Consider the following 26,106-nt stretch of genomic DNA (forward strand, 5'->3'; position numbering starts at 1 on the left):
ATTGTTGCGCCCTTTTATAAGTTTCTCTAAGATTTACTTGTTTTATAAACTGATTCATAATTATTAATAAAATCCTCTATTCCAGGAATTTCTTTTATACTATTCAATCCAAAATACTTTAGAAATTGTTCTGTTGTAACATAAAGTATTGGTCTTCCTGGAACACTTAATCTCCCATTTTCTTCTATAAGCTTTTTTTCCATTAAAGTCATTAGTGCTCTATCACTTTTTACTCCTCTTACTTCATCTATATCTATCCTAGTTACAGGCTGCATATAAGCAATAATAGCCAAAGTTTCAAGTGCTGCTCTAGACAGAGATTGTCTTGAATTATTTCCCAATAATTTTTCTACATAACTACTGTTTTCAGATTTAGTAACCAGACTATACTTATCACCATTATTCAATATTTTTATACCTCTACGGTATTTCTTATATTCAAGAGCCATCTCATTTATTAAATCCCTGGTATATTCTATATTACATCTTATTATAGATGCAATTTGTTTTAATGTAAGAGGCTCTCCAGATACAAATAAAAGAGATTCTATTATAGAAAAACAATTATCCTTGGATAAGATATCGCCTTCATCAGTTTTATATATATTTTCACTAAAATTGTCCTCCATATTCAATTATCCTTTCTATATAAATTTCACTAAAATTTTTATATTGCATTATAGATATAGTTCTAAGTTTCACTAATTCTAAAAGTGCAACAAAAGTTATAATTCTCTCTATTTTAAAAGAACAGCTTTCTATAATAGTGGAAAATTTAATCTTTCTTCTATTTTCTAAAACTTCCATTATATATTCCATTTTATCTTCTAATTTAAATTCATCTACAGTTATATTTTTATTAACCATATCTTCTTTATTTAATTTACTTGTATACAAATCCACAAGCTTCTTATATATTCCATATAGCTCTTCAATATTTATATCCTTCAAAACTTCTTCCATATTTTCAGGTTTATTTTTTATCTCAATTATTTCCGGCATTTTCCCATACATTCTACCTATATTTAATGATCTCTCCTTAAAAAATTCAGCAGCTACTTTAAATCTCCTATACTGCAATAATTTATCTACCAGTTGTTTTCTTGGATCTTTTTCATCATCTTCAACATCTTCATCCAATTTAGGTTTAGGCAGAAGCATTTTGGACTTTATTTCTATAAGTGACGCCGCTATAACTATAAATTCTGAGGTTATCTCCAGATCCATATCCTTCATACTGTTTATGTATTGAATATACTGTTCTGTGATATCATGAATTTTTATGTCATATATATTCATCTTATTTTTTTTTATAAGATGAAGTAGTAAATCAAAAGGTCCTTGAAAATTCTCTATTTTTATATTTAAAGGCATTTATACATTTCTCCTATATTTTTTAATAAATATTCTTTTTTCCATTTTAATGCTGTATTCAATTCAACTTTCATTATGTCATTTAAAATTTTCTTTATAAATTTACCTTCTTTTATTCCAAGAGTCTTTATATCATTGCCATTTAAACTTAGTTTATAGGTACTCATGTTAGTTGTATAATTGTAAATTTTGCAATTTAATTCATCATACCAACTTAAAAATGTCAATTCATAGTCATTCATGCTTTTTAACAGATTATATAATTTATAGTTATCTAAAGTATTTTTCATGGAATCAATTATTATTTTCAGCCTTTCTGAAAAATATTTTATTGTACTCTTCAATTTTCTATTTAAAATTGAGTTTTCTATTAATATGTTAACATAAACTTCATCTCTTAGTGAATAAAATAACCTCAAAATTCTCATATCTATATTTTTGTAGATAGAAATCAAATCTTTTCCGTAAACTGAATCTTTAATTTCCAGTGCTTGTCCATCAATATTAAATATTTTTAATTCACTACACAAATAAATATTTTCTATCCAATTTATTTCACAACACAGAGAATATATTTCTTTAATTATCCTATCATTACTTATTGTATTAAAAATACCTTCCTTAATGCATTGTTCTATTTCCCATTTATCTTTTAAATGAAACCCATACCTTACACAATATTTTATAGCTCTAAATATTCTAGTAGGATCCTCTCTGTAACTATTAAAATGTATTTTTTTAATAATTTTATTTTTTATATCATCTATGCCACCATAAATATCCAATATACTATTTGTTACCATATCATATGCCAGTGAATTTATAGTAAAGTCTCTTCTATGCAAATCATCATATATATTTGAGGGTTCCACTATAGGAAGCTCTCCATCTTTTTTATAGTATTCCTTTCTACATCTTATTAAATCTATACCAATCCCATTTTCAAAAGCTAAAGTAGCTGTTTGAAAATTTTCATAATATTTATAGTATTTTATCCCTTTTAATTGCCCTGCAATACTATTTGGATTGACATTTATACATATATCAATATCTTTTATTTTATTTTTAAGTATTGCATCCCTAACAGCCCCACCTACTATATAGGCTTTTATGCCCTTTTTTATACATAAATTTCTTATTACATTCATAATTTCTACTTCATCTTTAGTAAATGATTTTAAAATATCCATGCTCATCCCTCCTCAGAACGCAAAACTTCTAAAAATACAATTAAATTGCTGGGAGGAAATTCAATTAGGCTTTCAAGTATATTAATATTTTAAACTTATAATTTAATTAAATATCTTAAAATGCAACTAGATCTGAATTTCCCGTTTGTATTATTATACTATATAACAAATATATGTATATTATACTTCCCCATTTACAATATTCTTAAGATTATCTTTAAAATTTCCTAATATACCTGGTTTTTTTACATCTCTATCGCTATATAAATCTACCTTACCTTTAAGTTCTCCATCTACATATACATCGCAATATCCAACTTTTTCACCTTTTTTATACTGTCTTTTATTTTTATTTATAACACATTTACAGGTAACTTTATTTTCCTTTCCTTTTTCCACTACTACCCTTAAATCTGAGGATGACTTTGCCATAAAAAATCTGTCTCCCCCTTTATTTAAATTAACCTTTTCTATATCATTTCCTTTTTTCAAAATATCAATAGAAGTATATTTTGAAAATCCATAATTCATAAGCATACTTGCCTCTTTATTTCTTTCTTTATAAGTAGGGGAACCCATAACTACAGCCAACATTCTAGCACCATCTCTAACTGAAGTAGCTGATATACAATATTGGGCAGAATTTGTAAATCCTGTTTTCAAGCCATCACAGCCTTTGAAAAACCTAACTAACTTATTATGATTTACTAGCTCTATAGGACTTTTTCTCCCCTCTGATATAGTTTCCATATATGTTCCTGTATATTTTAATATATTAGGGTGTTTTAAAAGTTCTCTAGACATCAGTGCTATATCATAGGCAGTAGTATAATGACCTTCTTGACTTAGTCCTGTGCAGTTTTTAAATTCTGTACTATTCATTCCAAGTTCTTTTGCCCTTTTGTTCATAAGTTGCACAAAGGCTTCTTCCGTACCTCCTAAGTATTCCGCCACAGCAACTGCAGCATCATTTCCAGAAGCTATTCCTATGCCTTTTATTAAATCCTCTACACTTCTAACTTCTCCTGTATCCAATAGCATGGAACTTCCACCCATTTTTTTTGCATTTTCACTAACAGTAACTTTGTCTGAAAGGGACATTTTCCCCGAATCCAAAGCTTCCATTGTCAAAAGCATATCCATTATCTTGGTGACAGAAGCAGGTTCTAATTTTTCGTGAGCATTTTTTTCAAATATAATTTTACCACTTACTGGCTCCATAAGTAATGCAGATTTTGCATTTATATTTAAATCCGCTTTTATAGATTTAATTTCCTGTTTATCCTCCTCAGTTAAAGCTTTTGCTTTAACTACTGTACTCCCAAATCCTATTATAAAAAACATTATTAACAACATACTGAGTAAAATAAAACTAATCTGTTTTTTTCTCATTTCATTTTTCTCCTCCCTTCAAATGTATTTTTTCCCGAAATTAATAATATTATCACATAAGAGCATAAAAAAAATACACCAATATGAAAATACCATACTGGTGTATTTAAAATGATTATTTCTAAAAACTAAATTATAAATATAAGTATATTATATATTTTTTTAAATTTTTAGTTAATAATAAGAAGGTTTACAAATAACTTCATGAATTCTGCTACTAAATACACTGCTGGCATGAGAAGGTGTAAGTATCAATGCAGTATCGGCTCCATAAGCAGAGCCTCCTATTGCAACAACTGGCTCTCCATAAGGTATCAATCCCGCATCTAAAGCCATTATTCCAATTTCCACGCAAACCTTAGTACCCTGGCCAAATAATCTCAAGGTCTGGGCAATTATTTCAACAGAGTTAACTCCACCAAAAAGCTTACTAATTCCTCTTTCGGCTCCACTTAATACATGAGTAGTAGTTAATACTTTTATTCCACTGCTTTCAAGCTCACTTCGAACCTCTGTTGGAAATTCCATTTTTCCCTGTTCAGGATAGCCATTTGCATGTGTTACAACTACTATTTGCAAATCCTTGGCATCTTCCAACAATCTAGCAGTACCTCCTTTTGAAGAAGCTACAACAATATACTTTATATTCTTTTCTCTGGCAGCTTTTAGAGCTAAATCAATAGTATCTTTAGTATTTTCTTTACCTTTTTTGCTAAAATACATAGCAACTCATACCTCTTTTCTTCATTTAAATTATACAAACATTATATAAATAATTCTGGCTCTTTTCTAGAGGCAAAATCAATTTCCAATTCATATTTATGTCTTAAATAATCCTCATCATCATAATATTTTGCACCATGGGGACATTTCTTGATACAGGCACCACATTTAATACAAATGCCATTTAATTTAGACACATCCTTAAAATCAATAGACCCCATAGGACAAACATTTACGCAAATTTTACAATCAGTACAATTATCATTGGTTTTTGGAGTAACCTTTCTAATGTCAACAGGAATTCCCTGTTTATTCTTAGGTTTATAATATTTCCTATAAGGATTATTCCCTTTTACAATTAAAGTTTTTATTTCATGTTCAGTTGTTAGTTTCCTACATATGTTGTCTACAAAATTCTCTACTATAATCATATCTTTTTCATCTGGTCTACCCTTGGCAAGAATTTTAGAAAATGAATGTTCTCCTATAAAAGCACCTGCCCCAATAACTTTGAAATCATTTAACTCAAGTATATCCTTTAATTCTATTAAAGCATCATCATAATTTCTATTGCCATAAACAACTACTGAGACAGCCAATGCTCCATTTCCTTTAATAGAGTTTAAATACTCTAATAATACATTTGGAACTCTCCCTGCGTAAACAGGAACCCCTACAATGACAATATCCTGTCCTGTAAAAGAAACAAATTGTTCTCTAATCTTTGGTAATGTAAAATCAATATTATTTATATTCATTGTTTCACTACCAATATTTTTTAAAATACCCCTTGCTATTTTACATACTACTTTTTCAGTAGTGCCTGTGGCACTAAAATATAGTGTATTAATTTTTTTATTCATAGAATATCCTCATCCTTCCCTATTTATTTCAATAAAAAACACCCATTTAATACTTTTCCAATAAACACTTCTATAAGTTCTGGATCAAACTGTATATACGCATTTTTTTGTAATTCCTTTATGGCAAGTTGTTCTGGTAAAACACTGCCGTAGCTTCTTCTACTGGTCATGGCATCATAGGCGTCTGCTATAGCTATTATTCTAGACTGAAAAGGTATTTCCTTCTGTTTTAAAGATTTAGGATATCCACTTCCATCCCATTTTTCATGATGGGCCAGTATATACTTAGATATTTCCGACATATCATTAACTGAGCTTAATATTCTATATCCTATTTCCGGATGTTCTTTTATTTTGTTCCATTCACTTTCTGTAAGTTTTCCTTTTTTATCAAGTATATTTTCTTCTATAGCTATTTTCCCTATGTCATGTAATAGTCCTAACATTTTAAGTTCTTCAATTTGGCTTTTCTGCAATCCTAAGACTTCCCCCATATTTTTACATAATTCAGAAACTTTATAGGCATGCTCTTTTTCTCTTTCATTTTTTTCGTAGAGGATATTAATGATTAAATTTATAGTTTTTTTCCTCATAATAGGACTTTCAAAAAGCTTTTTCTTATACATATTATCTTCCGCTTTTTTAAAAATTTCTTCAATTTTTTGCTCACCATTTATTTTGCATTCATATCCAAAAGAAACATCTACATGAACAGAATTCACTTTTTCTTTTAATGCAATATCTTTGATATCATTTATAATTTGTCTAGCTTTATGTAAATCTGTTCTAGGCATCAAAATCACAAATTCATCCCCACCTAATCTCACAATAACATCCTCATTTCTACATCCTTTTTTTATAGCTTCCGACACTTTTTTAAGAAGTTCATCTCCCACAGTATGTCCAAAACAATCATTAATAAGTTTTAGACCATTTACATCAGCCATAACAATAGTTAAAGGGAAATTATATTTTGCATCCATTCGATTTAACTCTTCTTCAAAAAATCTCCTATTGTATAAGGACGTTAATTGATCCCTATAACTTAAGTATCTCAACTTTTGTTCCATTTCTTTCCATGTACTGATATCTCTACACATACAATGAAAAACTTTTTTTCTATTAAGCAAAATAGTGGTCATCATAACTTCAACAGGTACTAATGTACCATCAATTCTTTCATACCACCATTCAAATTTAAGTCTAACATTTTTAATAGTCCCTCTCAGTATTTCCTCTTGTTTTCTCTTTGAAATACTTCCATCAGGCTGTCTTTCCGGAGAAAGTTCATAGAAACTTTTTCCAATTATTTTAGCTCTAAAATCATATTTTAGTAATTCTACAGCAGCTGTATTACAATCGATTATTTTATTATTTTCCAATATAATAACTGCATCGGATGAACTTTCAAAAAGCGTTCGGAAAGTATACTCACTATCCTTTAATTCTTCCTCACATCTTTTCTGTTCAGTTATGTCCTTATATATGCCGAAGACTCCTATCTGTTTATTTTCACAGAATATGGGACATGCAAGTATGCGTACATTAAATAAACTCTTATCTTTTTTCATTCTAAAAGTTTCATATTCTATAACATTTCCATTGATAACCTTTTTAGAAATATTCTCAGCCTCTTCAATTGCTTCAACATGCACAATTTTATTATTTATATAATTATTTCCTAGTTCCTCTTTAGTATATCCAAAAAGTTTTTCAAAGGCGGAATTTACATCAATAATTCTATCCTCATTATCCAGTATACATATGGCCTCAGGAGAATTTTTCAAAAATCGGCTAAAATAAAGTTTCTGCAACTGTAATTCCTCTTGTGATTTTTTCTCCTGTGCAATATCTTTATATATAATACATAATCCAATTTGACTTTTATTAATTATAAATGGAAAAGCAGCTACATTTACATCTATCAATACACCGTCTCTTCTTTTTCCTTTGCTTTCTGAACTAATAGTACCTCCCTGCATAACTATATCAGAAAATTTAAAGGTATCTTTTACATGAGGTTCTGCAATAACATCATTCCAAAATGCTCCTTTTATCTCTTCTCCCTTATATTGAAAAATTCTTTCAAAAGAATGGTTAACGTTTACAATTCTATATTCATCATCTAATATAATAATTCCCTCTTGAAAATTTTTAAATAGTTCCTCAAAATACATTTCCTGGAGTTCAAATTTTTCATTAAGTTTTAATAATTTACTTTTTCCTTTAAATACTATAAAAAGTAATATTATTACAATAACAGATAAAATAAAATTCACCAGTATAACACCTCTTTAACGGTTAATGTATTAAATATGATATATTAATAATTATATCTTAAAATATCTAACCATTCTATATATTGTAATAAATTCTCATATTATTTCTATGTAAAAAATCAGATTTGTAAAAATACACTCATAAATATTTTTAAGATTATTAAAAAATTCTTAGAAAATGAATATGGAAAGCAAAGACTTCTCTAAAATTATTCAAGAAATATCTACAAAAAGGGGTAATCCTAGGGTAACTGCGACCAACCGCAAACTCAATTCCTAGAATAATGATTTATTATTGTTGACAAAGACACAAAAATTCAATATAATATTGTTAATGCACCAACAGATAGGAGGACAGACCATGAACAAAGAAGAACAGGTCCTAATGGGTTTTTGGGACATATTTAATAAGAGAATTTGGCTTGATAGCTTTAAGATGAAAGTTAGTCTTAAAGGTTATAATCCTTCTGAAGTACATTGTATTGAATACATTGGAAGAAATGTAGATTCCAACGTGACAAAACTCGCGGAGTCCTCTTATATGACAAGAAGTGCCATAAGTAAATTAACTAAGAAGCTCATAAAAAAAGGCCTTATAGAAAGCTACCAGAAGCCGGATAACAAGAAAGAAATCTATTTTAGGCTTACTGAACAAGGGAAAGCAATTAACAAAGTCCATGAAGAATTGCACAAAGAATCTCAAAAGCGAGATAAAGCTGTATTTGAACAGGTAACCGAGGAACAATTTGACATTATGCTTAGTTTCACGGAAAAGTATAATAGGCATTTGGATGCGGAAATAAAGAAACTGGGTGTAGATATTACATCGGGATGTTGTGATAAACTATAATTGCACCATACTCCTTTTGAAGCGTATTATAGAATACGAAATTATACAAAAATGCCTAACCACAACACAATAAATTTGAATCATGAAAATGAAACCACATGCAGCCAGGCGCTATTGAGAACAGGCTGCATTTTTATTGCTATTATTTTGTTGACAAGGACACAAAAATGTGTTACAGTACTTTTGTGTCTGATGACACAAAATCCAGTTCAAAAGGAGTATTACAATTATGCAAAGAAAAGCAAGATTTTCAAAAGATTTTATGCTTGTCGCAATAGGCCAGATTATTTCCATATTCGGAAATCAAACTTTAAGATATGCTCTCCCGCTTTACCTATTAAATCAAACGGGTTCGTCCGCCCTGTTCGGGACAATTTTGGCTTGCTCTTTTATTCCTATGCTTATCCTGTACCCGATAGGAGGAATCGTTGCTGACCGTGTTAACAAAAGAAACATCATGGTGATTCTGGATTTTGGCACAGCAATACTTACTCTCCTGTTTTGCTTACTGGTGGGGAAAATAGATATTGTACCGCTTATGGCAGTCACAATGATTATTTTATATGGCATACAAGGCGCATATCAGCCGGCAGTTCAGGCAAGCATACCTATTTTGGTAGATACAGAAAACATCATGCAAGCAAATTCCTTTGTTAATCTGATCAACTCTCTGGCCAGTATGGTTGGGCCGGTAATTGGCGGTATATTATTTTCTATTGTCGGATTAGCGCCTATTCTATATGTAAGCATTGGCTGCTTTTTTGCATCTGCGATAATAATGGGAATCTTTCTCCATATTCCATTTGAAAAGAAGCAAGCAAATGGAAATATATTCGTTACTGGCATCAATGACCTTAAAGAAAGTTTTCGTTTTATGTTTAGAGAGCGGCCTGTTCTGTGGAAAATGTCTTTAATATTTGCCTCCATTGGTTTATTCTTGACTTCTTTGACTTTGATTGGAGTCCCGGTCATCATTACACAACACTTAGGATTTACCCCTGACACCGCCAATCGCTTATACGGATATGCGCAAGGTGTAATGGCTGCCGGTGCTATATTAGGTGGGCTGCTTGCAGGAGCGTTATCAAAGAAACTGAAATCAAAGGCAAATCCATTTCTCTTAATTGGATGTGCGTTGTCCATTCTTTTAGGAGGGATTGCGCTACAAACACTAAGAGGCCCGATGGAAATCTATATTATCATGGTAATTGGATGTGGCCTATTGGTGGCATTGTCAACAATATTTCAAATTCAACTGATGACATATGTTCAGATATTAACGCCCAAAGAATTAACTGGGAAAGTCATTTCATGCGTTATATGCATTTGCATGTGTACAAATCCTCTTGGACAGTTCATCTATGGTATTGTATTTGAAAAGATAGGAAGCAGCACATATCTCCCGTTTCATGTGGCCACATTGATAATGATAGGAATTAGTGTTCTTACCCACCGTATTTTCTATGGAATTGACCATTTAATAAAAGAACAAACAGAGAAACAGGTGGTTGACAGTGATTGAGGAAAAGCGGACAAGCGGAGGGTGTATTAAAGTCACCCTTTTTTGAGGACACAGCGTCAGTTTTGTTCTTATTTATAGATTATAACTTATTTTTATCTTTTTATCAAAAATAAATCACTAACATTACACATATAATGATAGTGCTTACATAACAATTGGGTTTTTATTCTATAATGTCGTAAACATACTGAGTTTTCGGAGGCTGCGTATCACCTATAGAAAAAGCATTTAGAGCTATTTTTTCTGCTTCCATACAATTATCCTTATTACTATGTAAAATACAGAGAGTATCACCTTCCAAAACCTTATCTCCCACTTTTTTAATCATCGTAATTCCAGCAGATAAGTCAATTATATCCTCTTTTGTCTTCCTACCAGCACCAAGTAACATTGCAGACCTTCCTATGGATTCAGCATGAATTTTGTATACATAGCCGCTTTTATGAGCCTTCACATCTATATGGTTTTGTGCCTGAGGAAGCAGCTGTGGATTATCAATTACGTGGGGATTTCCTCCTTGTATCTTTACTAATTCCTTGAATTTTTCTATTGCCCTGCCTGATTTGATCAGTTCCTCTAAAGTCTTATATGCTGTATTCACATCTTGAAATGCTCCACCTAATACTGACATATAAGAAGCTATCGTAAGTGCCACTAAAGTTTCGTCCTCTGCACCCTTACCATTTAATACTTCTATTGCTTCTTTGACCTCGTTAGCATTTCCTACTTCATATCCTAAAGGCTGATTCATATCCGTAACCAATGCTATAGTTTTTTTATTAAGGGATTTGCCTATTGAAACCATGGTTCTTGCCAGATTCCTAGCTTCATCTAAAGATTTCATAAATGCACCGGAACCTACTTTTACATCTAAAACTATTGCATCTGCCCCGGAAGCTATTTTCTTACTCATAATTGAACTTGCTATTAGAGGAATACTATCTACTGTGGAAGTAACATCTCTCAATGCATAGATCTTCTTATCTGCAGGAGTTAAGTTTGCAGACTGACCTACAATAGCCATTTTACATCTATTCACGTTACTTATAAAGTCATTTTTGCTTAATTGTGTGTTAAAATCCTCTATGGCCTCCAATTTATCTATGGTACCGCCAGTATGACCCAATCCTCTGCCGCTCATTTTAGCCACAGGTATACCTAGTGCGGCCACTAAAGGTACAACAATCAAACTAATTTTATCTCCTACACCTCCAGATGAATGTTTATCTACTTTTATTCCTTTAATATCTGATAAATCCATTTTATCTCCAGAATTAACAAAAGACAGGGTTAAATTTGCAGTCTCCTCTTCAGTCATACCTTTAAAGCAAACCGCCATGAGAAAAGCTGCCATCTGATAATCAGGTATTTGTTCCCTCACATAACCCTGTACCATTTCATCTATTTCTTCTGATGTTAAACTTTCACCAATTTTTTTCTTCTGAATTATATATTTCATATCCATGCTAAATTTCTCCCTCAAAATATATACCTTATCTATGATTATTGAAAAATTCTAAATAAGTGTTTGAAAGATTTTTGTGTTTCTCAGTTATTTTTTATTAGCTCTTTAAAACTAATTCCATACAAATCATTTTTTATATCTAAGAAATCTAATATAGTTTTGCCTATATCCGAATAACTACCCCTTATGCCTACATCTACACCAGCTCTTAAATTTTTTCCATATACTAAAACAGGTATATACTCTCTGGAGTGATCTGTGCTTTCGGTGGTTGGATCACAGCCATGATCTGCAGTTATCATAAGTACATCTTCCCTATTCATATAAGAAATTATTTCAGGAATCCTTTTATCCGCCTCTACAATAGCTTTGGCATATCCCTCTATATCATTTCTATGTCCATATAACATATCAAAGTCAACTAAATTTGTAAATATAATTCCTGATTTATTTTTTTTCATATAATTTAAAGTTTTGTCTATGCCATCCATATTATCTTTTATGTGAACGGCCTCTGTTATTCCTCTTTTATTGTATATATCCTCTATTTTACCCACTGCCATTACATCTAATCCCGCTTCTTTTATATAGTCCAGCATGGTTTTTCCCGGAGGATCTAGTGCAAAATCTCTTCTATTTGAAGTTCTTATATATTTCCCTTTGTCATAAATAAAAGGCCTTGCAATTACCCTTCCTACAGTTCTATCTCCCGAGAGCATTTTTCTTGCTATCTTGCACATTTTATATAGCTCCTCCAAGGGAATGACCTTTTCATGGGCAGCTATCTGGAAAACACTATCTGCTGAAGTATAAACTATAGGATACCCCGTATCTACATGTTCTTTTCCTAATTCGTTTATTATTTCTGTACCTGATGCCACTTTATTTCCAAGTACTTTTCTGCCAATTTTATATTGAAATTCCTCTATTATATCCTTGGGAAATCCCTGTGAATAAGTATTTAAAGGTGTTTTAATCACAATCCCCGCCATTTCCCAGTGTCCTGTTACAGTATCTTTTCCTTTAGATAATTCAGTACATTTCCCAAAATTCCCCATAGGTTCTTCACATCTACTTAAATTTTCAACTCCCTGTATATTTCCAATTCCCAATTTATATAAATTAGGAATTTCTAATCCGCCTATGGCTTTTGATATATTTCCCAAAGTATTACTTCCTGCATCTCCATATTCTTCTGCATCTGGTAATTCTCCTATACCCATACTGTCAAATACTATTAAAATTATTCTCTCCAAATAAAACTCACCCTCTCACTATATAAAAACTATTTAAAATATATGTTAATTATGCCCGTGGATGAGATTTTTTATATACTTCTGCAATTTTATTCTTCTTTAGTACTGAAGAATATATCTGGGTAGCAGATAAATCTTTATGTCCCAAAAGTTCCTGTACAGATTTAATGTCTGCACCGTTTTGCAGCAAATGTACTGCAAAAGAATGTCTTAAAGTAAAGGCATTTATATCTTTGTCTATCTTAGATTTTTTTGCATAGTATTTTACAATTTTCCAAAATCCCTGTCTACTCATAGCTGCACCTCTTAAGTTCAAAAACAAGGTATCTAAATTGTATATATTTAATTTAGGTCTTATATCCAAATAATTTTTTAAATATTTTACTGCTACAGATCCTATAGGCACCAATCTTTCCTTGTTCTTTAAACTCTTACATCTTATATATGAGAACTTTAGATCTATATCATATATAGTTAAAGTCAAAAGTTCCATCACCTTCATTCCTGCAGCATACATTATTTCAAGCATAGCTTTATCCCTTATTCCTTTATAAGTAGTAGAATCTGGAGAATTAAGAAGCTTGTCTACCTCATCTACAGTTAAAACTTTAGGGATATTATGTTTTACTTTAGGGATTTCATAATACAAAAGGGGGTTTTCATTTATTACTCCTTTAACCATTAAATATTTATAAAAATTTCTAAGAGAAACTATATTTCTAACTATGGATGAAATTGCCTTTCCTTCTTTTTGAAGATACTGTACATATGCCATTATAGACACTACTTCCACTTCTTCTAAGTTTCCCTTTCTTTTTTTTATAAAATTATAGAATCTACTTATATCCCTTATGTATGCATCTAATGTATTTTTGCTCATGTGCTTTTTTTCCAGTTGCTCTGCATAACCCAGTAAAAAGCTTTCCAAAATTATCACCTACTCTTCGGGAGTTAGAATTTTATAAATTCATTAAAAACAGTAATATAATTGTATATTATATCTATATTTTTACTAAATATACTGTACACAAATATACTGTTATCATAGGAATGAGACTTGACCACAAGGTTATATATTATTAAGTCTATAAATTTAGGTAAAAACATTCCAAAAAATACCAATATGAGGAAACACTTCAATACTTCTATAATAAAACTTGATTTTTGTTCATCTAAAATCATATTAATATCCTCATAAAATTTACTACAATAAGCTTAATCATATTAGGAGTTAAATAGGATTCCATAAAAAAACCTATAAACATTATAATACATACTAGCAAAAAAGACATGGAATAAGATGTAAATCTGACTAAAATATGAGATTTTAATAAAACTCTTGCCCTATCCTTAAAAAGCATAAGTGAAAATTCCATAGCAAGCACAGAAGAAAATATTATACATGGTATGTATATTATATTTTGAGGTAATACTCCCAAAATTGAAAACCACATTCCTTTAATCCCCATGCTGCTTATTACAAAACTCATAGTAAAGCCTATTGTAAATCCTTTAATTATATCTATTATAAGTATTACAGGTATTCCTATCATTGTAAGGCCCAAAAACCATACCACTAAAATTATGGGAATATTATTTTTTAAAGTCTCTAAAAATATAGATTTATAATTTACATTTCCTGAATTGACTGTTGATGTAAAATTCTTAAGATAACTTAAAAGGTCACTTTTTTCAAATCCACCCATATATCTAACACTATATATTCCAATAACTATTCCAGTAAAAAAGCATAATAAACTTATAATATACAGCCAAAAATTATTTTTTATATGTCTATTTATTAAATTTAATGTCCTATTTTCTAACATAATCTCATCCCCCTTTTGTTGATCATCTTCTTTTAATTAATTTATGACTTACAAAAGAGTTATATGACTTTATATTAGTTATATAAAAATAAATACTAGCTCACTACCTATTAAAAATATATTATATCATCATAAGGGCACAAATAGTTTTTGCGTCTATTATTTTCCCTTCTTTTATCATTTCTTTAATTCTATCTATTTTAATTTCTTTGACATTTATGAACTCATCTTCATCTCCTAAATCATCTCTTCCTTTATATAGATCTTCTGCTTTATAAATAAATATATATTCATCACAAAATCCAGGGCTTGTAACTATTCTACCTAAATATTTAAGTTCTTTGGCCCTATAACCTATCTCCTCTTCCAATTCTCTTTTGGCACATTCAAGAATGTCTTCATTTTTTTCAATTTTACCTGCTGGTACTTCGAGTAAAACCCCTTCTATGGGTTTTCTAAATTGTTCTACCATAAATAAAGTTTCACTATCTTTGTAAGCAAGTATTGCTACTCCACCTGCATGATTTATTATCTCTCTTTTACTTGTTTTCCCATTTGGTAATTCAACTGTATGAACATTTAAATCAATGATTTTTCCACTAAATATTGTTTCTTTGCTTATGGTCTTCTCAAAAAAACTCATAGTTAAACACCTCTACTTCTATTGGATTATTAAATTAACCACTTTTAAGCTTACATCTTAAATCATCTACTTAGACCTTATTCATTGTAATCAATTTTATACTTCAACATTATTCTTGTCAATTAAATGCTTATTATTATTCTTATTTCATTTTATATCTTAAAAAATCTTCCATTCATGTCCAGGAAATAAACGGAAGATCCTAAATAAATTTAACTAACTCTATTTTTTAATCTTAGTTTATCAGCGACCATAGCTATAAACTCACTATTGGTTGGCTTACCTTTATCATTATGTATGGTATATCCAAATATTTTATTTATAGTTTCTAACTGTCCTCTTGACCAAGCTACCTCAATTGCATGTCTTATTGCTCTCTCAACTCTGCTGGCAGTAGTGTTATATTTTTTAGCTATGGATGGATACAGTTCTTTGGTAACTGCAGATAATAATTCCATATTATTTACTACCATGGTTATTGCCTCTCTTAAATACATATATCCTTTTATATGTGCAGGTACACCTATTTCATGTATTATATTTGTTATTTCCTGTTCTAAATCAGTAGGATTATCTCTTGAAAATTTTATTTCCCCTGCCTCTATAAGAGATATAGTTTTCTTTACCTCATCTCCGCTACTTATGACATTATTAAACATCTGTCTAATTCTTTGAGTAAATATATCCATATCAAAAGGTTTTACTACATAGTAATCTGCACCAAGTGTTATAGCTCTTTGGGTTATTTTATCCTGTCCCACTGCAGATAGAACTATCACTCGGGGCATTGGCTCCATATTCATACTATTTAATTTCTCCAATACTCCGAGTCCGTCAAGATGAGGCATTATTATATCCAATACTACTAAATCCGGTTTTTTTTCTTCAATTAATTTAAGCGCTTCTACCCCATCTTTTGCAATACCTGTAACTATTATGTCTCTTTGATTTAAAAGATAATCATTTAGAATATTACAAAATTCTTTATTATCATCTGCAATAATTACGTTTATTTTTGATTCTTCCATACTTACCACTCCCCCTTTTTTTAACTAATTCCCATATGTTAACAAAATAATAAATTCGACACAGGAATTTTATTTCCTTCTTTTTTATATAAAAAAAATTTTTTATATATTTATTTATATGATATAAATGTAAAAGATAACATTTTAAATGCTATCTTTTACAATATTATTTTACCATATTTTCTATATTTACTCAAATCCTTTATAATTTTTATTTACATTTTTTATTTTGACAATATATTTGTATCTTTTAACATCCAATCTATATAAATTCCATAACCTACATCGGGTTTATTTATGAGCACATGGGTTACTGCTCCCACTAATTTATCATTTTGAATTATGGGACTTCCACTCATACCTTGAACTATTCCACCTGTCTTGTTTAATAATCTATTATCTGTAACTTTTATAATCATACTTTTAGGTCCTGGTAAGTCCTGCGATAACAATTTTTCTATCTGTATATCATAAAATTCAGGATTATCTCCATTGACAGTAGTTAAAATTTTGGCAGGACCTTCTTTAATCTCATTTCTAAGTCCAATTTTGATACAACTAGCTCCTTTTTTAAGTTTATTATCTCCTTTTCCAAATACCCCACATTCTGTATTTTTTTCTATATTGCCCAGTTTAACTTCCTCATTAACAAATATACCTTTTAACTCTCCTGGATTTCCCTTGGCACCCTTTTTAACTGATACAATAGAGGATTCTACTATTTCTCCTGAGTTTATATTTAATTTTGTACCTGTATCTATATCTATTATAGGATGACCCAATGCAGCAAACATACCACTTTTTTCATCATAAAAGGTTAAAGTTCCTATTCCTGCAGTAGAATCTCTTATCCATAGCCCTATTTTATAGTTATTATCATCTATACCACTAACAGCTCTCACTACCTTTTCTATCCTATTGCCATTTCTTTCTATTAATACTTTAACATCTTTACCATTCGTTTTATTTATTTCAGCTTGAGTCTGTTCAGAATTTTTTACAAGAGCATCATTTATTTTAATTATATTGTCTCCTATTTGTATTCCAGCTGTTGCAGCTGGACTGGCAACCTTACCTTTTGGAGTCTCTATATCACAAAAGGCTACCACCAAAACTCCTTTAGTATTTAATTTTACTCCTATAGGTTGACCACCCAAATATACAGTAACATCACTAGCTGCCACTGTATTAAATGTAGATTCTATTTTATTATTTTGAAACCAATGAATATTTTTGCAAATACTTTCTTTATAATAGGCAACTGATATTATAAACAGGATAGGAATTAACATCCAATATAGAGTATTTCTAATTTTTTTTGCCATGGTTTTGCCTCCTGTCTTACACTGCTTCTTTAGCTTTAAGTTGCCCTTTTAAATATGTTATTATGCTATCATATAGTTTCATTTAAAGTTAATGTATTGTTTTAAAATATAAATTTTATACAAAAAGTTAAAAGTCACCTCTTGAAGTACTCATAAAAATAATTTATCATTTTATACACTTTAGAGATAACTTATAAAATCGATACTATTTAATTTTGTCCTTTTTTAAATCCGCCATATTAATAAGTTCTCTGGCATGTTCTAAAGTAATTTTTGTAACTTCACTGCCACCTATCATTCTTGCTATTTCATATTCCTTTTCCTTTTTATTCATTTTTTTTACTTTAGTATAGGTCATATTATCAATTACCTGTTTTGAAACCCAATAGTGAATATCTGACATACATGCAATTTGAGGAAGATGGGTAACACAAAACACCTGATGCTTTTTAGATATTACATACATTTTTTCTGCTACACACTGTGCTATTCTTCCACTTATACCTGTATCTATTTCATCAAATATAACAGAGGGAATAAAATCCTTATCTATAAATACTGTCTTTAGTGCCAGCATTATTCTGGAAAGCTCTCCTCCTGATACAATTTTTTCCAGAGGTTTCAATGGTTCTCCAGGATTAGTAGCTATATAAAATTTTACATCGTCCATACCTTTTGAAGTAAATTTATCTTCCATTTTAACTTGTATTTTAAATTTACTTTTTTCAAGCCCTACAAAATCCAATTCATTTTTAATGTTTTTCTCTAAATCCTTTGCTAATTTACTTCTTATTTCATGAATTTCCTTACCTTTTAATTTAAGTGTATCTTCTAATTTTATTTTTTCCAAATTTAATTTTTCTATAACCTGAGACATATTTTTCATTTCTTCATATTTAGATTTTATTTTATCTCTATAATTTAATATATCCTTTACATTACTTCCATACTTATTTTTAAAATTATTTATCTGGTGTATTCTATTATTTATGTACTCCAGTTCATTTGCATCATAGTAAAAATTATCTTTAATACCTCTTAAATCCTCTATATTTCCCTCTATATTATAATATATATTTTCAAAGGAATTATAGATATTGTCAATTTCAGGCATAATATTTTTTATGGAATTTAATTGTTTTATAATTATTCCTAAACTATCATATATGGAAATTTTTCCTTCTTCTCCACTATATAATTTTATGTAACAATCATTAATAACAGTATTTATTTTTTCCTGATTTGAGAAGATTTTGAATTTTTCATTTAATTTTTCCTCTTCCCCTTCAATTAAATTTGCAGAATCTATTTCATCTATCTGATATTTTAAAAAATCTGTGATTTTTTCCTTATTTTCACCTTTTTGTGATACTTCACATATTTTTCTTTTAATATTGTTTAAACTTTCATACTTTTCCCTATAATCTTTTAATGGGATATGAAGAGCACTTTCTCCATAATAATCTAAATAGCTTATGTGATTTTCTTCTGCCAGTAAATTCTGGCTATCATGCTGTCCATGTATATCCAATAATGTACTGCTTATTTTCCTTAAATTAGATACTAAAATTGACTTTCCATTTACCTTTGCAATAGTTCTTCCAGATTGAAAGGATTCCCTGCTGATTATAACCATGCCTTCTTCTCCTGAAATACCTTCTTCATTTAATATTTCCAAAGTTTTAGGATTTTCTATAGTAAAAACAGCTTCCACAAAGGTTTTATTTTTACCTGTCCTTATTAAATCCTTATTAAATTTACTCCCCATCACATAATTTATAGCATCAATAAGTATGGATTTACCTGCACCTGTTTCCCCTGAAAGTATATTAAAACCTGATTCAAAAGATATAATTAATTTTTCTATAAGGGCAAAATTTTTTATATTTAATTGAAGCAGCATATTACAGCCTCCTACTGTGAAATCATTTTTTTCATCTTTTGAGTTATACTATGGGCCTTTTCTTTGTCCCTAGCCATCACAAATATAGTATTATCTCCAGCTATAGTTCCTGCTATGCCAATGAACCCTAGTGAATCTATAGCTTCTGCTGCTGCAGAAGCAGAACCTGAAATAGTCTTTATAACTACAAAATTATCTATATTTTCAACACTTATTACAGTTTGGGAAAATATATTTACAAGTTTATTGGATAAAAAACTTTCCGTATGAGATATGGTTGCATACTTATATTTCCCATTATCCGACAATACTTTTATAAGCTTTAATTCTTTTATATCTCTAGAAACAGTGGCCTGAGTTACATTCATACCACTACTTTTAAGTTTTTCTGCTAGTTCCTCCTGAGTTTCAATATTATTCGAATTAATAATTTCCAGTATTTTAGCGTGTCTAGTTACCTTCATAATATTCCACCTTCACATCCTTTTGCATTAAAAATAATTTTCTCTCTAAGTGTATTAAAATAAGCATCATCAAATTTAATAAGTCTTCTTTTATTTTTAGATTTATTTATTTTTATGGTTTGAGAGCCATTCACTGCTACCCATTTTTGACCATCTATAGATAAAAATGAATCTTCATAATTTTTTTCTATTGATATACTTATACGAGATCTGCTATCCAATACGATACTTCTAGATGCAAAAAATTGGGAATACATAGGTGTTAAACACAATACATCTAAAAATGGGTGTATTATAGGACCTCCTGCAGATAAATTATATGCTGTAGACCCTGTAGAAGTGCATATGATAATACCATCTCCACTAAAGCTATTATAAAAAGCATCATTTATATACACATCATATCTTTGTATTCTTGACTTAATCCCCCTATATAATACCACATCATTTAATCCGTCATAACTCTTTATTTTATTACCTTCATTATAACTGCACTGGATCATATCTCTTTTTTCAATTGTATACTCCCCTTTAAAAAGTTTTTTTAATGCAGCCTCTACACTGTTTATTTCTACTTGTGCCAAAAAACCTAAATGCCCTATATTAATTCCAAGTATAGGTGTCTTTGATCTAAGCACATTTCTAGAGGTGTTTAATATAGTCCCATCTCCCCCAAGCACTATAATCACATCCAGACTGTTGCTTTCATTTTCATCAAGCCCCGTACAATTCTCATATGTTTTTATAGTTACATTTCTATCTATATTTTTTATATTTTCTATTATGAAATTCAACATTCTTTTATTTGGATCTTTTATTGTATTAACATTAATTCCTATATTCTTCATAGTTCCTCTCCATTCAGTTCCCCATGTGATGATCTTACTATAGTATTTATATCTTCTTCTTTAAACAATTCACGAGCTTCTTTTTCCTTGGTAAAATATATTAAATATTCTATATTTCCTTCGGGTCCCTTTATAGGCGAATAATCAAGAGAAATTATTTTAAAATTATTTTCTTTTAAAAAAGTTACAATTCCTTTAATAACTTCTATGTGGGTAGATTGTTCTCTAACTACTCCTTTCTTCCCAACTTTTTCCCTTCCTGCTTCAAACTGGGGTTTTATAAGAGCTACTATACTACCACTTTCCTTTAACAAGTTCATAACTGCAGGTAAAACTTTTTTAAGTGATATAAAGGAAACATCTATACTGGCAAAATCAGAATATTCTCCTATATCTTTAAAAGTTACATACCTTATATTGGTTCTTTCCATACATACTACTCTTTTGTCTGTTCTAAGCTTCCAGGCAAACTGACCATAGCCTACATCTATGGAAAATACCTTTTTAGCTCCCCTTTGAAGCATGCAATCAGTAAATCCTCCTGTAGATGCTCCTATATCCAGACACACTTTATTTTTTAGATTTATATTAAATTTTTTTAAGGCTTTTTCTAATTTTAAACCTCCACGGCTTACAAAAGGAAGCTTTTCTCCTCTAAATTCTATATTAGAACTCCTTTTTATATTTTGTCCACACTTATCTACTCTCCGTCCATCTACGAATATTTCTCCTGCCATAATACTGGCCCTTGCCCTCTCTCTTGAAGAAAAAATACCTTTATCTACTAAAAGTAAATCTATTCTTTCCTTTGGTTCTGACATAACAAACTCCTTTGTCACTTTTAAAATATACCACTTAACTTCACTACTTTAAGAACTTCACCTACAATACTTTTTACGTCAAGTCCATATAATTTATATAAAATACTTGGCTTACCATGCCTCACAAATTCATCTTTAAATCCTAGGTTTATTATCTCTACTTTTTTATGCAATGTATTCACATATTCTAATATATAAGAGCCCAATCCACCTCTTATTATATTGTCTTCAATAGTTATAATAGTTACATTCTCTTCCACCAGCTGCTCTAGCATTGCTTTATCTAAAGGTTTAATGAAACAGGCACTTATAACTCTTACTGAAATTCCCATTTGCTTAAGTTTTTCCGCTGCCAGAACCGCATGTTCCACCATTCTTCCCTGGGCCACCAGCGCTATTTTCCCTTCCTTCAAAATACATTCCCATTTTCCAAATTGAAAATCTTCTAAGGGTGTAAGATATATATTATCTCCTCCCCGTGGATACCTTATAGCTATAGGACAATTTTGATTTAATGACCACTTAAGCATATACATAAGTTCATGTATACATTTAGGTGACATAATAGTCATATTGGGCATTTCAGTTAAATAGGATAAATCAAATATACCTTGATGAGTTTCTCCGTCATCTCCTACAATTCCTGCCCTATCCACAGCAAAAACTACTGGCAGTTTTTGAATACATATATCATGAAGCAGCTGATCATAACCTCTCTGAAGGAAAGTAGAATAAACTGCAAATACAGGCTTTAATCCCTCCACTGCCATTCCTCCCGCCAGAGTCACAGCATGCTGTTCTGCAATTCCTACATCAAAAAATCTTTCTGGAAACTCTTTTGCAAAATTTTGAAGTCCGGTACCATCTCTCATTGCCGCAGTTATAACTACTATTTTTTTATCTTTTCTGGCCAGATTTACCATTTCATCTCCAAAGGCTTTGGAGTATGTATTGGTAGAAGTAGCTGCTATTTCTCCATTATTACAATTGAAAGGCCCTATTCCATGAAACTTACCTGGATTTTTCTCTGCAAATTCATAACCTTTCCCTTTTTTAGTTATTACATGAATAATAACTGGATTATTTACTTTTTTTGCAGCAGTCATAACTTCTGTAAGATCCCTTATATTATGTCCATCTATAGGGCCTAAATATTTTATTCCTATATCTTCAAAAAACATCCCTGATACTACCATTTTCTTTATTCCATTTTTCAATCTTTCAAGATATTTAGCCATACCTTTCCCTATATTAGGTATTTTTTTTAATGTACTTTCCACTTCTTCTTTAAATTTATTATACTTGGGATCTACTCTCAATTTGTTTAAATATCTAGATACTCCACCTACATTTTTTCCTATAGACATCTGATTATCATTTAATATTATTATAAGTTTTGTTTTTCTGTAACCCACATCATTTAATGCCTCCAGTGCCATTCCTCCCGTTAATGCTCCATCTCCTATAACTGCCACCACATTATGCTTTTCTCCTTTTAAATCTCTTGCCCTAGCCATACCTAGTGCTGCAGATATGGAAGTACTGCTATGTCCAGTTTCAAAAAAATCATATATACTTTCACATCTTTTAGGAAAACCGCTTATTCCTCCAAATTGTCTTAAAGTATGAAATTTATCTTTTCTACCTGTAAGGAGTTTATGCACATAAGCTTGATGGCCTACATCCCATATAAGTTTATCATGATTTAAGTCAAAAATACTAAATAAACTTAAGGTAAGTTCTACAACTCCCAAATTGGAAGCCAGATGTCCTCCCGTTTTAGATACGTTTTCAATTAAAAATTCTCTAATTTCTAGAGCCAGCTGTTTTTTCTCATCCAGAGACATTTTTTTTATGTCATTTACATCTTTATAATTATCTAATAAATTAAACATTTTATCTATCCTCTTTTACACAATAATAATAGAACTTAAATACATTACTGTTTCATAATACTTTATTTTTTTCTATTTAATAAAAGCAGGGTTAACTCTTTTAAATAAGAGGTATCGCCCTCTATTTCATTTAAAATTTCCATACATTCCTCAGTAATTGTATTGCACATTTGGTCACATTTATCCAATCCATAAACAGTTACAAAGGTAGTTTTATTATTATTCAAATCGCTTTTTGTTCTCTTTCCCAAAACAGCAGCATCACCTAATACATCCAATATATCATCCTTTATTTGAAATGCCAATCCTAACTTTTCACCATAACATTTTAATTTGTTTATTTCTTCCTCACTGCAGTATGAATATATTGCTGCAGAAACTATTGAAGCTTTTATTATGGCGCCTGTTTTCCTACTATGCATATAATAAAGCTTATCTATAGGTATTTTAATATTTTCACTTAAAATATCTACTGTTTGCCCCCCTATCATTCCTTCCACTCCTGCACTTTCAGAAATAATACTACAGGCTTTTATGGCATTTTCCCCTCTTCCTATGCAATGCCTAAACATAATATTCATAGCTTCATTTAAAAGGCCATCTCCCCCAAGTATTGCAATAGCTTCTCCAAATACTTTATGATTTGTAGGTTTTCCTCTTCTTAAATCATCATTATCCATGGCAGGCAGGTCATCATGAATTAAGGAATAAGTATGTATCATTTCTATAGCTGCTGCAATATCCATAACTTCAATATAATTTTTATTATACATTTTATAAGTTAGGAGAAACAACATAGGTCTTATTCTCTTACCGCCTGCATTTAAACTATACTCCATGGAATCATATACTCTTCTATTATAACTTCCTTTACCTTGCATATATTCTCTTAAATATATATCTAGTTCTTCTCTTAGGACTTTAAATACCCCTCTAATTTCCATAATATATTCTCCATTCTATAATTTTAACATTCAATATTAAAATCTTTTTCTCCCTCTTCAGTAAGAACTTTTATTTTTTCTTCAGCGTCATTTAAAATTTTATATAATTTATTGCAGAGTTTTACTCCTTCTTCATAACTTTTTATGCTACTTTCCAAAGATAACTCACTACTATCCATAGATGCTACTATATTTTCCAATTTCAACATTATACTTTCATAGGTTTCCGCTTTCCTAGGCATGAGCTTGCAATCACCTCACTTTTTGTAATGAATAAGCCTAACTTGGGAAGTTCCGTCTTTCATTATAATCTTAATTTTATATTTTTTATTTAGTTCCTCTATGGAAGATATAAGATTTTTCTGCTCATCTTCTATTATACAATATCCCCTATTCAAAATATTTAATGGATTATGGGCAGAAAGAAGTGCATTTGTTTTCCCAAGTTTTTCTTTTTTTTCATTAATAGTTATTTTTATTTTAAAATCTAGAAACTCTTTGATTTTGTCTATATTTTCATACTCATTTGCTATATAAGTTAAAGGATTATTCATTTCTAGGGTTTTTTGCATAAAATCCAATTTACTTTTGTTACCATCTATTGTATTCTTAACATTATTATAAATCGTATTTTTATAATTTAGTATTTTTTGTAGATATTCTTGCAAACTAAAGACTCCAATTTCTGCAGCAGCAGAAGGGGTAGGTGCCCTCATATCAGATACAAAATCCACTATGGTATAGTCAATTTCATGCCCAACTCCTGTTATTATAGGCTTTTCGGAACTATATATAGCTTTTGCTAATTTTTCCTCATTAAAACACCAAAGCTCCTCTATAGAGCCTCCTCCTCTTGCTATAATTATAAGTTCCACATCTTCCATAGAATTGAAAGTTTCAATACCCTTTATAATATCATCACTAGCACTTGTTCCCTGTACCAGTGAAGGATAAATTAAAAGCTCTACTTTTCTATTTCTTCTCCTGGTCACATTTATTATATCTTTAACTGCTGCTCCTGTAAGTGATGTAATTACTCCTATTTTTTTAGCGTATACAGGTATCTTTTTCTTATGTGAAATATCAAATAATCCTTTTTTCTCTAACTCTATCTTTAATTTTTCAAAAGCCAGATATAATTCTCCCATTCCATCCGGCTTCATTTTGCTGCAATAAAGTTGATATACCCCTTCTTTTTCATATAGGGATATTCTGCCTTTAACTATAACTTTCATACCATCTTCTGGCATAAAATTTAAATTTTCTACCGAACTTTTAAACATAATGCAGTTTATTTTACTATACTTATCTTTTAAAGAAAAATACATATGTCCACTACTGTGAAGTTTAAAATTAGACACTTCTCCTTTAACAGAACAATTACCAAGTATAAAATCATTATCCAATGTTTTCTTTATGTAACGGTTAATATCAGATACCGTTAATGTTTTAATATACATACTTTACCTCTTTATTTTAAATTAAATATCTA

The 26,106-nt window shown here is 30.1% G+C and carries 25 protein-coding genes; 2 read left to right on the forward strand and 23 right to left on the reverse strand.

Translation table 11 applies throughout. The annotated features are described in order from the left end of the window. Window positions 1–26: 26 nt before the first annotated feature. The 7 genes from scpB to AB3K27_RS12800 all read right to left on the reverse strand — a co-directional run bounded on the left by scpB (window position 27) and on the right by AB3K27_RS12800 (window position 7,821). On the reverse strand, window positions 27–629 hold the full coding sequence (scpB, locus tag AB3K27_RS12770; RefSeq protein WP_368487805.1) for an SMC-Scp complex subunit ScpB: 603 nt from the start codon (window positions 627–629) through the stop codon (window positions 27–29). Next, window positions 613–1,374, reverse strand: a complete 762-nt coding sequence (locus AB3K27_RS12775; RefSeq protein WP_368487806.1) for a segregation/condensation protein A — start codon at window positions 1,372–1,374, stop codon at window positions 613–615. The genes scpB and AB3K27_RS12775 overlap by 17 nt, the downstream gene beginning before the upstream one ends. Continuing rightward, window positions 1,365–2,564 carry a CCA tRNA nucleotidyltransferase gene (locus tag AB3K27_RS12780; RefSeq protein WP_368487807.1) on the reverse strand — a complete coding sequence of 400 codons (1,200 nt, stop codon included), beginning with the start codon at window positions 2,562–2,564 and terminating at the stop codon, window positions 1,365–1,367. Before AB3K27_RS12780 ends, AB3K27_RS12775 begins: the two co-directional genes overlap by 10 nt. 180 nt (window positions 2,565–2,744) lie before the next feature. After that, window positions 2,745–3,920: a D-alanyl-D-alanine carboxypeptidase family protein gene (locus AB3K27_RS12785; protein ID WP_368491236.1), complete on the reverse strand. Its 1,176-nt coding sequence runs from the start codon at window positions 3,918–3,920 to the stop codon at window positions 2,745–2,747. Window positions 3,921–4,130: 210 nt separating this feature from the next. Next, window positions 4,131–4,679 carry a pyruvate kinase alpha/beta domain-containing protein gene (locus tag AB3K27_RS12790; protein WP_368487808.1) on the reverse strand — a complete coding sequence of 183 codons (549 nt, stop codon included), beginning with the start codon at window positions 4,677–4,679 and terminating at the stop codon, window positions 4,131–4,133. Window positions 4,680–4,720: 41 nt separating this feature from the next. Then, complete coding sequence (locus tag AB3K27_RS12795; protein ID WP_368487809.1) at window positions 4,721–5,542, reverse strand: EFR1 family ferrodoxin; 822 nt, start codon at window positions 5,540–5,542, stop codon at window positions 4,721–4,723. 23 nt (window positions 5,543–5,565) lie between these two features. Next, entirely contained in the window at window positions 5,566–7,821 is a 2,256-nt protein-coding gene (locus AB3K27_RS12800; RefSeq protein ID WP_368487810.1) for a PAS domain S-box protein, read from the reverse strand. 361 nt (window positions 7,822–8,182) lie between these two features. Between AB3K27_RS12800 and AB3K27_RS12805 the strand changes: the two genes are divergently transcribed. Both AB3K27_RS12805 and AB3K27_RS12810 read left to right on the forward strand, forming a co-directional pair. Next, entirely contained in the window at window positions 8,183–8,671 is a 489-nt protein-coding gene (locus tag AB3K27_RS12805) for a MarR family transcriptional regulator (protein WP_368487811.1), read from the forward strand. A gap of 229 nt (window positions 8,672–8,900) precedes the next feature. Continuing rightward, entirely contained in the window at window positions 8,901–10,193 is a 1,293-nt protein-coding gene (locus AB3K27_RS12810; protein WP_368487812.1) for an MFS transporter, read from the forward strand. Window positions 10,194–10,356: 163 nt separating this feature from the next. Here AB3K27_RS12810 and AB3K27_RS12815 read toward each other — a convergent pair whose 3' ends face one another. The 16 genes from AB3K27_RS12815 to xseA all read right to left on the reverse strand — a co-directional run bounded on the left by AB3K27_RS12815 (window position 10,357) and on the right by xseA (window position 26,074). Beyond that, the gene (locus tag AB3K27_RS12815; protein ID WP_368487813.1) at window positions 10,357–11,658 is read right to left on the reverse strand and encodes a pyrimidine-nucleoside phosphorylase; all 1,302 of its coding nucleotides are present in this window, start codon (window positions 11,656–11,658) and stop codon (window positions 10,357–10,359) included. 83 nt (window positions 11,659–11,741) lie between these two features. Then, a complete protein-coding gene (locus AB3K27_RS12820) occupies window positions 11,742–12,914 on the reverse strand; it encodes a phosphopentomutase (RefSeq protein ID WP_368487814.1) in 1,173 nt (390 codons plus the stop codon). A gap of 49 nt (window positions 12,915–12,963) precedes the next feature. Next, window positions 12,964–13,842 (reverse strand): site-specific tyrosine recombinase XerD, encoded by an 879-nt coding sequence (xerD, locus tag AB3K27_RS12825; protein WP_368487815.1) that lies wholly within the window; start codon window positions 13,840–13,842, stop codon window positions 12,964–12,966. A gap of 23 nt (window positions 13,843–13,865) precedes the next feature. Then, on the reverse strand, window positions 13,866–14,096 hold the full coding sequence (locus AB3K27_RS12830; protein WP_368487816.1) for an endonuclease III: 231 nt from the start codon (window positions 14,094–14,096) through the stop codon (window positions 13,866–13,868). Beyond that, window positions 14,093–14,743, reverse strand: a complete 651-nt coding sequence (gene spoIIM, locus AB3K27_RS12835; protein ID WP_368487817.1) for a stage II sporulation protein M — start codon at window positions 14,741–14,743, stop codon at window positions 14,093–14,095. The genes AB3K27_RS12830 and spoIIM overlap by 4 nt, the downstream gene beginning before the upstream one ends. Before the next feature lie 121 nt (window positions 14,744–14,864). After that, on the reverse strand, window positions 14,865–15,386 hold the full coding sequence (locus AB3K27_RS12840) for an NUDIX hydrolase (RefSeq protein ID WP_368487818.1): 522 nt from the start codon (window positions 15,384–15,386) through the stop codon (window positions 14,865–14,867). A gap of 212 nt (window positions 15,387–15,598) precedes the next feature. Next, window positions 15,599–16,414, reverse strand: a complete 816-nt coding sequence (gene spo0A / locus AB3K27_RS12845; protein WP_368487819.1) for a sporulation transcription factor Spo0A — start codon at window positions 16,412–16,414, stop codon at window positions 15,599–15,601. 224 nt (window positions 16,415–16,638) lie between these two features. Beyond that, complete coding sequence (gene spoIVB / locus AB3K27_RS12850) at window positions 16,639–17,739, reverse strand: SpoIVB peptidase (protein ID WP_368487820.1); 1,101 nt, start codon at window positions 17,737–17,739, stop codon at window positions 16,639–16,641. A 205-nt stretch (window positions 17,740–17,944) separates the two neighbouring features. Continuing rightward, window positions 17,945–19,642: a DNA repair protein RecN gene (gene recN, locus AB3K27_RS12855; RefSeq protein ID WP_368487821.1), complete on the reverse strand. Its 1,698-nt coding sequence runs from the start codon at window positions 19,640–19,642 to the stop codon at window positions 17,945–17,947. 11 nt (window positions 19,643–19,653) lie between these two features. Beyond that, entirely contained in the window at window positions 19,654–20,106 is a 453-nt protein-coding gene (locus tag AB3K27_RS12860) for an arginine repressor (protein WP_368487822.1), read from the reverse strand. Further along, on the reverse strand, window positions 20,103–20,954 hold the full coding sequence (locus AB3K27_RS12865; protein ID WP_368487823.1) for an NAD(+)/NADH kinase: 852 nt from the start codon (window positions 20,952–20,954) through the stop codon (window positions 20,103–20,105). Before AB3K27_RS12865 ends, AB3K27_RS12860 begins: the two co-directional genes overlap by 4 nt. Further along, a complete protein-coding gene (locus AB3K27_RS12870; RefSeq protein WP_368487824.1) occupies window positions 20,951–21,775 on the reverse strand; it encodes a TlyA family RNA methyltransferase in 825 nt (274 codons plus the stop codon). The genes AB3K27_RS12865 and AB3K27_RS12870 overlap by 4 nt, the downstream gene beginning before the upstream one ends. Before the next feature lie 20 nt (window positions 21,776–21,795). Continuing rightward, window positions 21,796–23,670, reverse strand: a complete 1,875-nt coding sequence (dxs, locus tag AB3K27_RS12875; protein WP_368487825.1) for a 1-deoxy-D-xylulose-5-phosphate synthase — start codon at window positions 23,668–23,670, stop codon at window positions 21,796–21,798. 62 nt (window positions 23,671–23,732) lie between these two features. Continuing rightward, window positions 23,733–24,614 (reverse strand): polyprenyl synthetase family protein, encoded by an 882-nt coding sequence (locus AB3K27_RS12880; RefSeq protein ID WP_368487826.1) that lies wholly within the window; start codon window positions 24,612–24,614, stop codon window positions 23,733–23,735. A 23-nt stretch (window positions 24,615–24,637) separates the two neighbouring features. Continuing rightward, complete coding sequence (locus AB3K27_RS12885) at window positions 24,638–24,856, reverse strand: exodeoxyribonuclease VII small subunit (RefSeq protein ID WP_368487827.1); 219 nt, start codon at window positions 24,854–24,856, stop codon at window positions 24,638–24,640. A gap of 15 nt (window positions 24,857–24,871) precedes the next feature. Next, window positions 24,872–26,074 (reverse strand): exodeoxyribonuclease VII large subunit, encoded by a 1,203-nt coding sequence (xseA, locus tag AB3K27_RS12890; protein WP_368487828.1) that lies wholly within the window; start codon window positions 26,072–26,074, stop codon window positions 24,872–24,874. Between the last annotated feature and the right edge of the window lie 32 nt (window positions 26,075–26,106).

The sequence above is a fragment of the Clostridium sp. BJN0013 genome, assembly GCF_040939125.1.
In the GTDB taxonomy this organism is placed as follows: domain Bacteria; phylum Bacillota; class Clostridia; order Clostridiales; family Clostridiaceae; genus Clostridium_B.

Bases quoted from the DNA above. Each gene is read 5' to 3' on its own strand.
- scpB (WP_368487805.1), bottom strand. From the start codon at position 629: ATGGAGGACAATTTTAGTGAAAATATATATAAAACTGATGAAGGCGAT.
- AB3K27_RS12780 (WP_368487807.1), bottom strand. From the start codon at position 2,564: ATGGATATTTTAAAATCATTTACTAAAGATGAAGTAGAAATTATGAAT.
- AB3K27_RS12880 (WP_368487826.1), bottom strand. From the start codon at position 24,614: ATGGAAATTAGAGGGGTATTTAAAGTCCTAAGAGAAGAACTAGATATA.
- AB3K27_RS12810 (WP_368487812.1), top strand. From the start codon at position 8,901: ATGCAAAGAAAAGCAAGATTTTCAAAAGATTTTATGCTTGTCGCAATA.
- AB3K27_RS12860 (WP_368487822.1), bottom strand. From the start codon at position 20,106: ATGAAGGTAACTAGACACGCTAAAATACTGGAAATTATTAATTCGAAT.
- dxs (WP_368487825.1), bottom strand. From the start codon at position 23,670: ATGTTTAATTTATTAGATAATTATAAAGATGTAAATGACATAAAAAAA.
- spoIVB (WP_368487820.1), bottom strand. From the start codon at position 17,739: ATGGCAAAAAAAATTAGAAATACTCTATATTGGATGTTAATTCCTATC.
- AB3K27_RS12870 (WP_368487824.1), bottom strand. From the start codon at position 21,775: ATGTCAGAACCAAAGGAAAGAATAGATTTACTTTTAGTAGATAAAGGT.
- AB3K27_RS12885 (WP_368487827.1), bottom strand. From the start codon at position 24,856: ATGCCTAGGAAAGCGGAAACCTATGAAAGTATAATGTTGAAATTGGAA.
- AB3K27_RS12775 (WP_368487806.1), bottom strand. From the start codon at position 1,374: ATGCCTTTAAATATAAAAATAGAGAATTTTCAAGGACCTTTTGATTTA.
- AB3K27_RS12865 (WP_368487823.1), bottom strand. From the start codon at position 20,954: ATGAAGAATATAGGAATTAATGTTAATACAATAAAAGATCCAAATAAA.
- AB3K27_RS12815 (WP_368487813.1), bottom strand. From the start codon at position 11,658: ATGGATATGAAATATATAATTCAGAAGAAAAAAATTGGTGAAAGTTTA.
- spoIIM (WP_368487817.1), bottom strand. From the start codon at position 14,743: ATGTTAGAAAATAGGACATTAAATTTAATAAATAGACATATAAAAAAT.
- AB3K27_RS12830 (WP_368487816.1), bottom strand. From the start codon at position 14,096: ATGATTTTAGATGAACAAAAATCAAGTTTTATTATAGAAGTATTGAAG.
- AB3K27_RS12840 (WP_368487818.1), bottom strand. From the start codon at position 15,386: ATGAGTTTTTTTGAGAAGACCATAAGCAAAGAAACAATATTTAGTGGA.
- AB3K27_RS12790 (WP_368487808.1), bottom strand. From the start codon at position 4,679: ATGTATTTTAGCAAAAAAGGTAAAGAAAATACTAAAGATACTATTGAT.
- recN (WP_368487821.1), bottom strand. From the start codon at position 19,642: ATGCTGCTTCAATTAAATATAAAAAATTTTGCCCTTATAGAAAAATTA.
- spo0A (WP_368487819.1), bottom strand. From the start codon at position 16,414: ATGGAAGAATCAAAAATAAACGTAATTATTGCAGATGATAATAAAGAA.
- AB3K27_RS12805 (WP_368487811.1), top strand. From the start codon at position 8,183: ATGAACAAAGAAGAACAGGTCCTAATGGGTTTTTGGGACATATTTAAT.
- xseA (WP_368487828.1), bottom strand. From the start codon at position 26,074: ATGTATATTAAAACATTAACGGTATCTGATATTAACCGTTACATAAAG.
- AB3K27_RS12795 (WP_368487809.1), bottom strand. From the start codon at position 5,542: ATGAATAAAAAAATTAATACACTATATTTTAGTGCCACAGGCACTACT.
- AB3K27_RS12785 (WP_368491236.1), bottom strand. From the start codon at position 3,920: ATGTTGTTAATAATGTTTTTTATAATAGGATTTGGGAGTACAGTAGTT.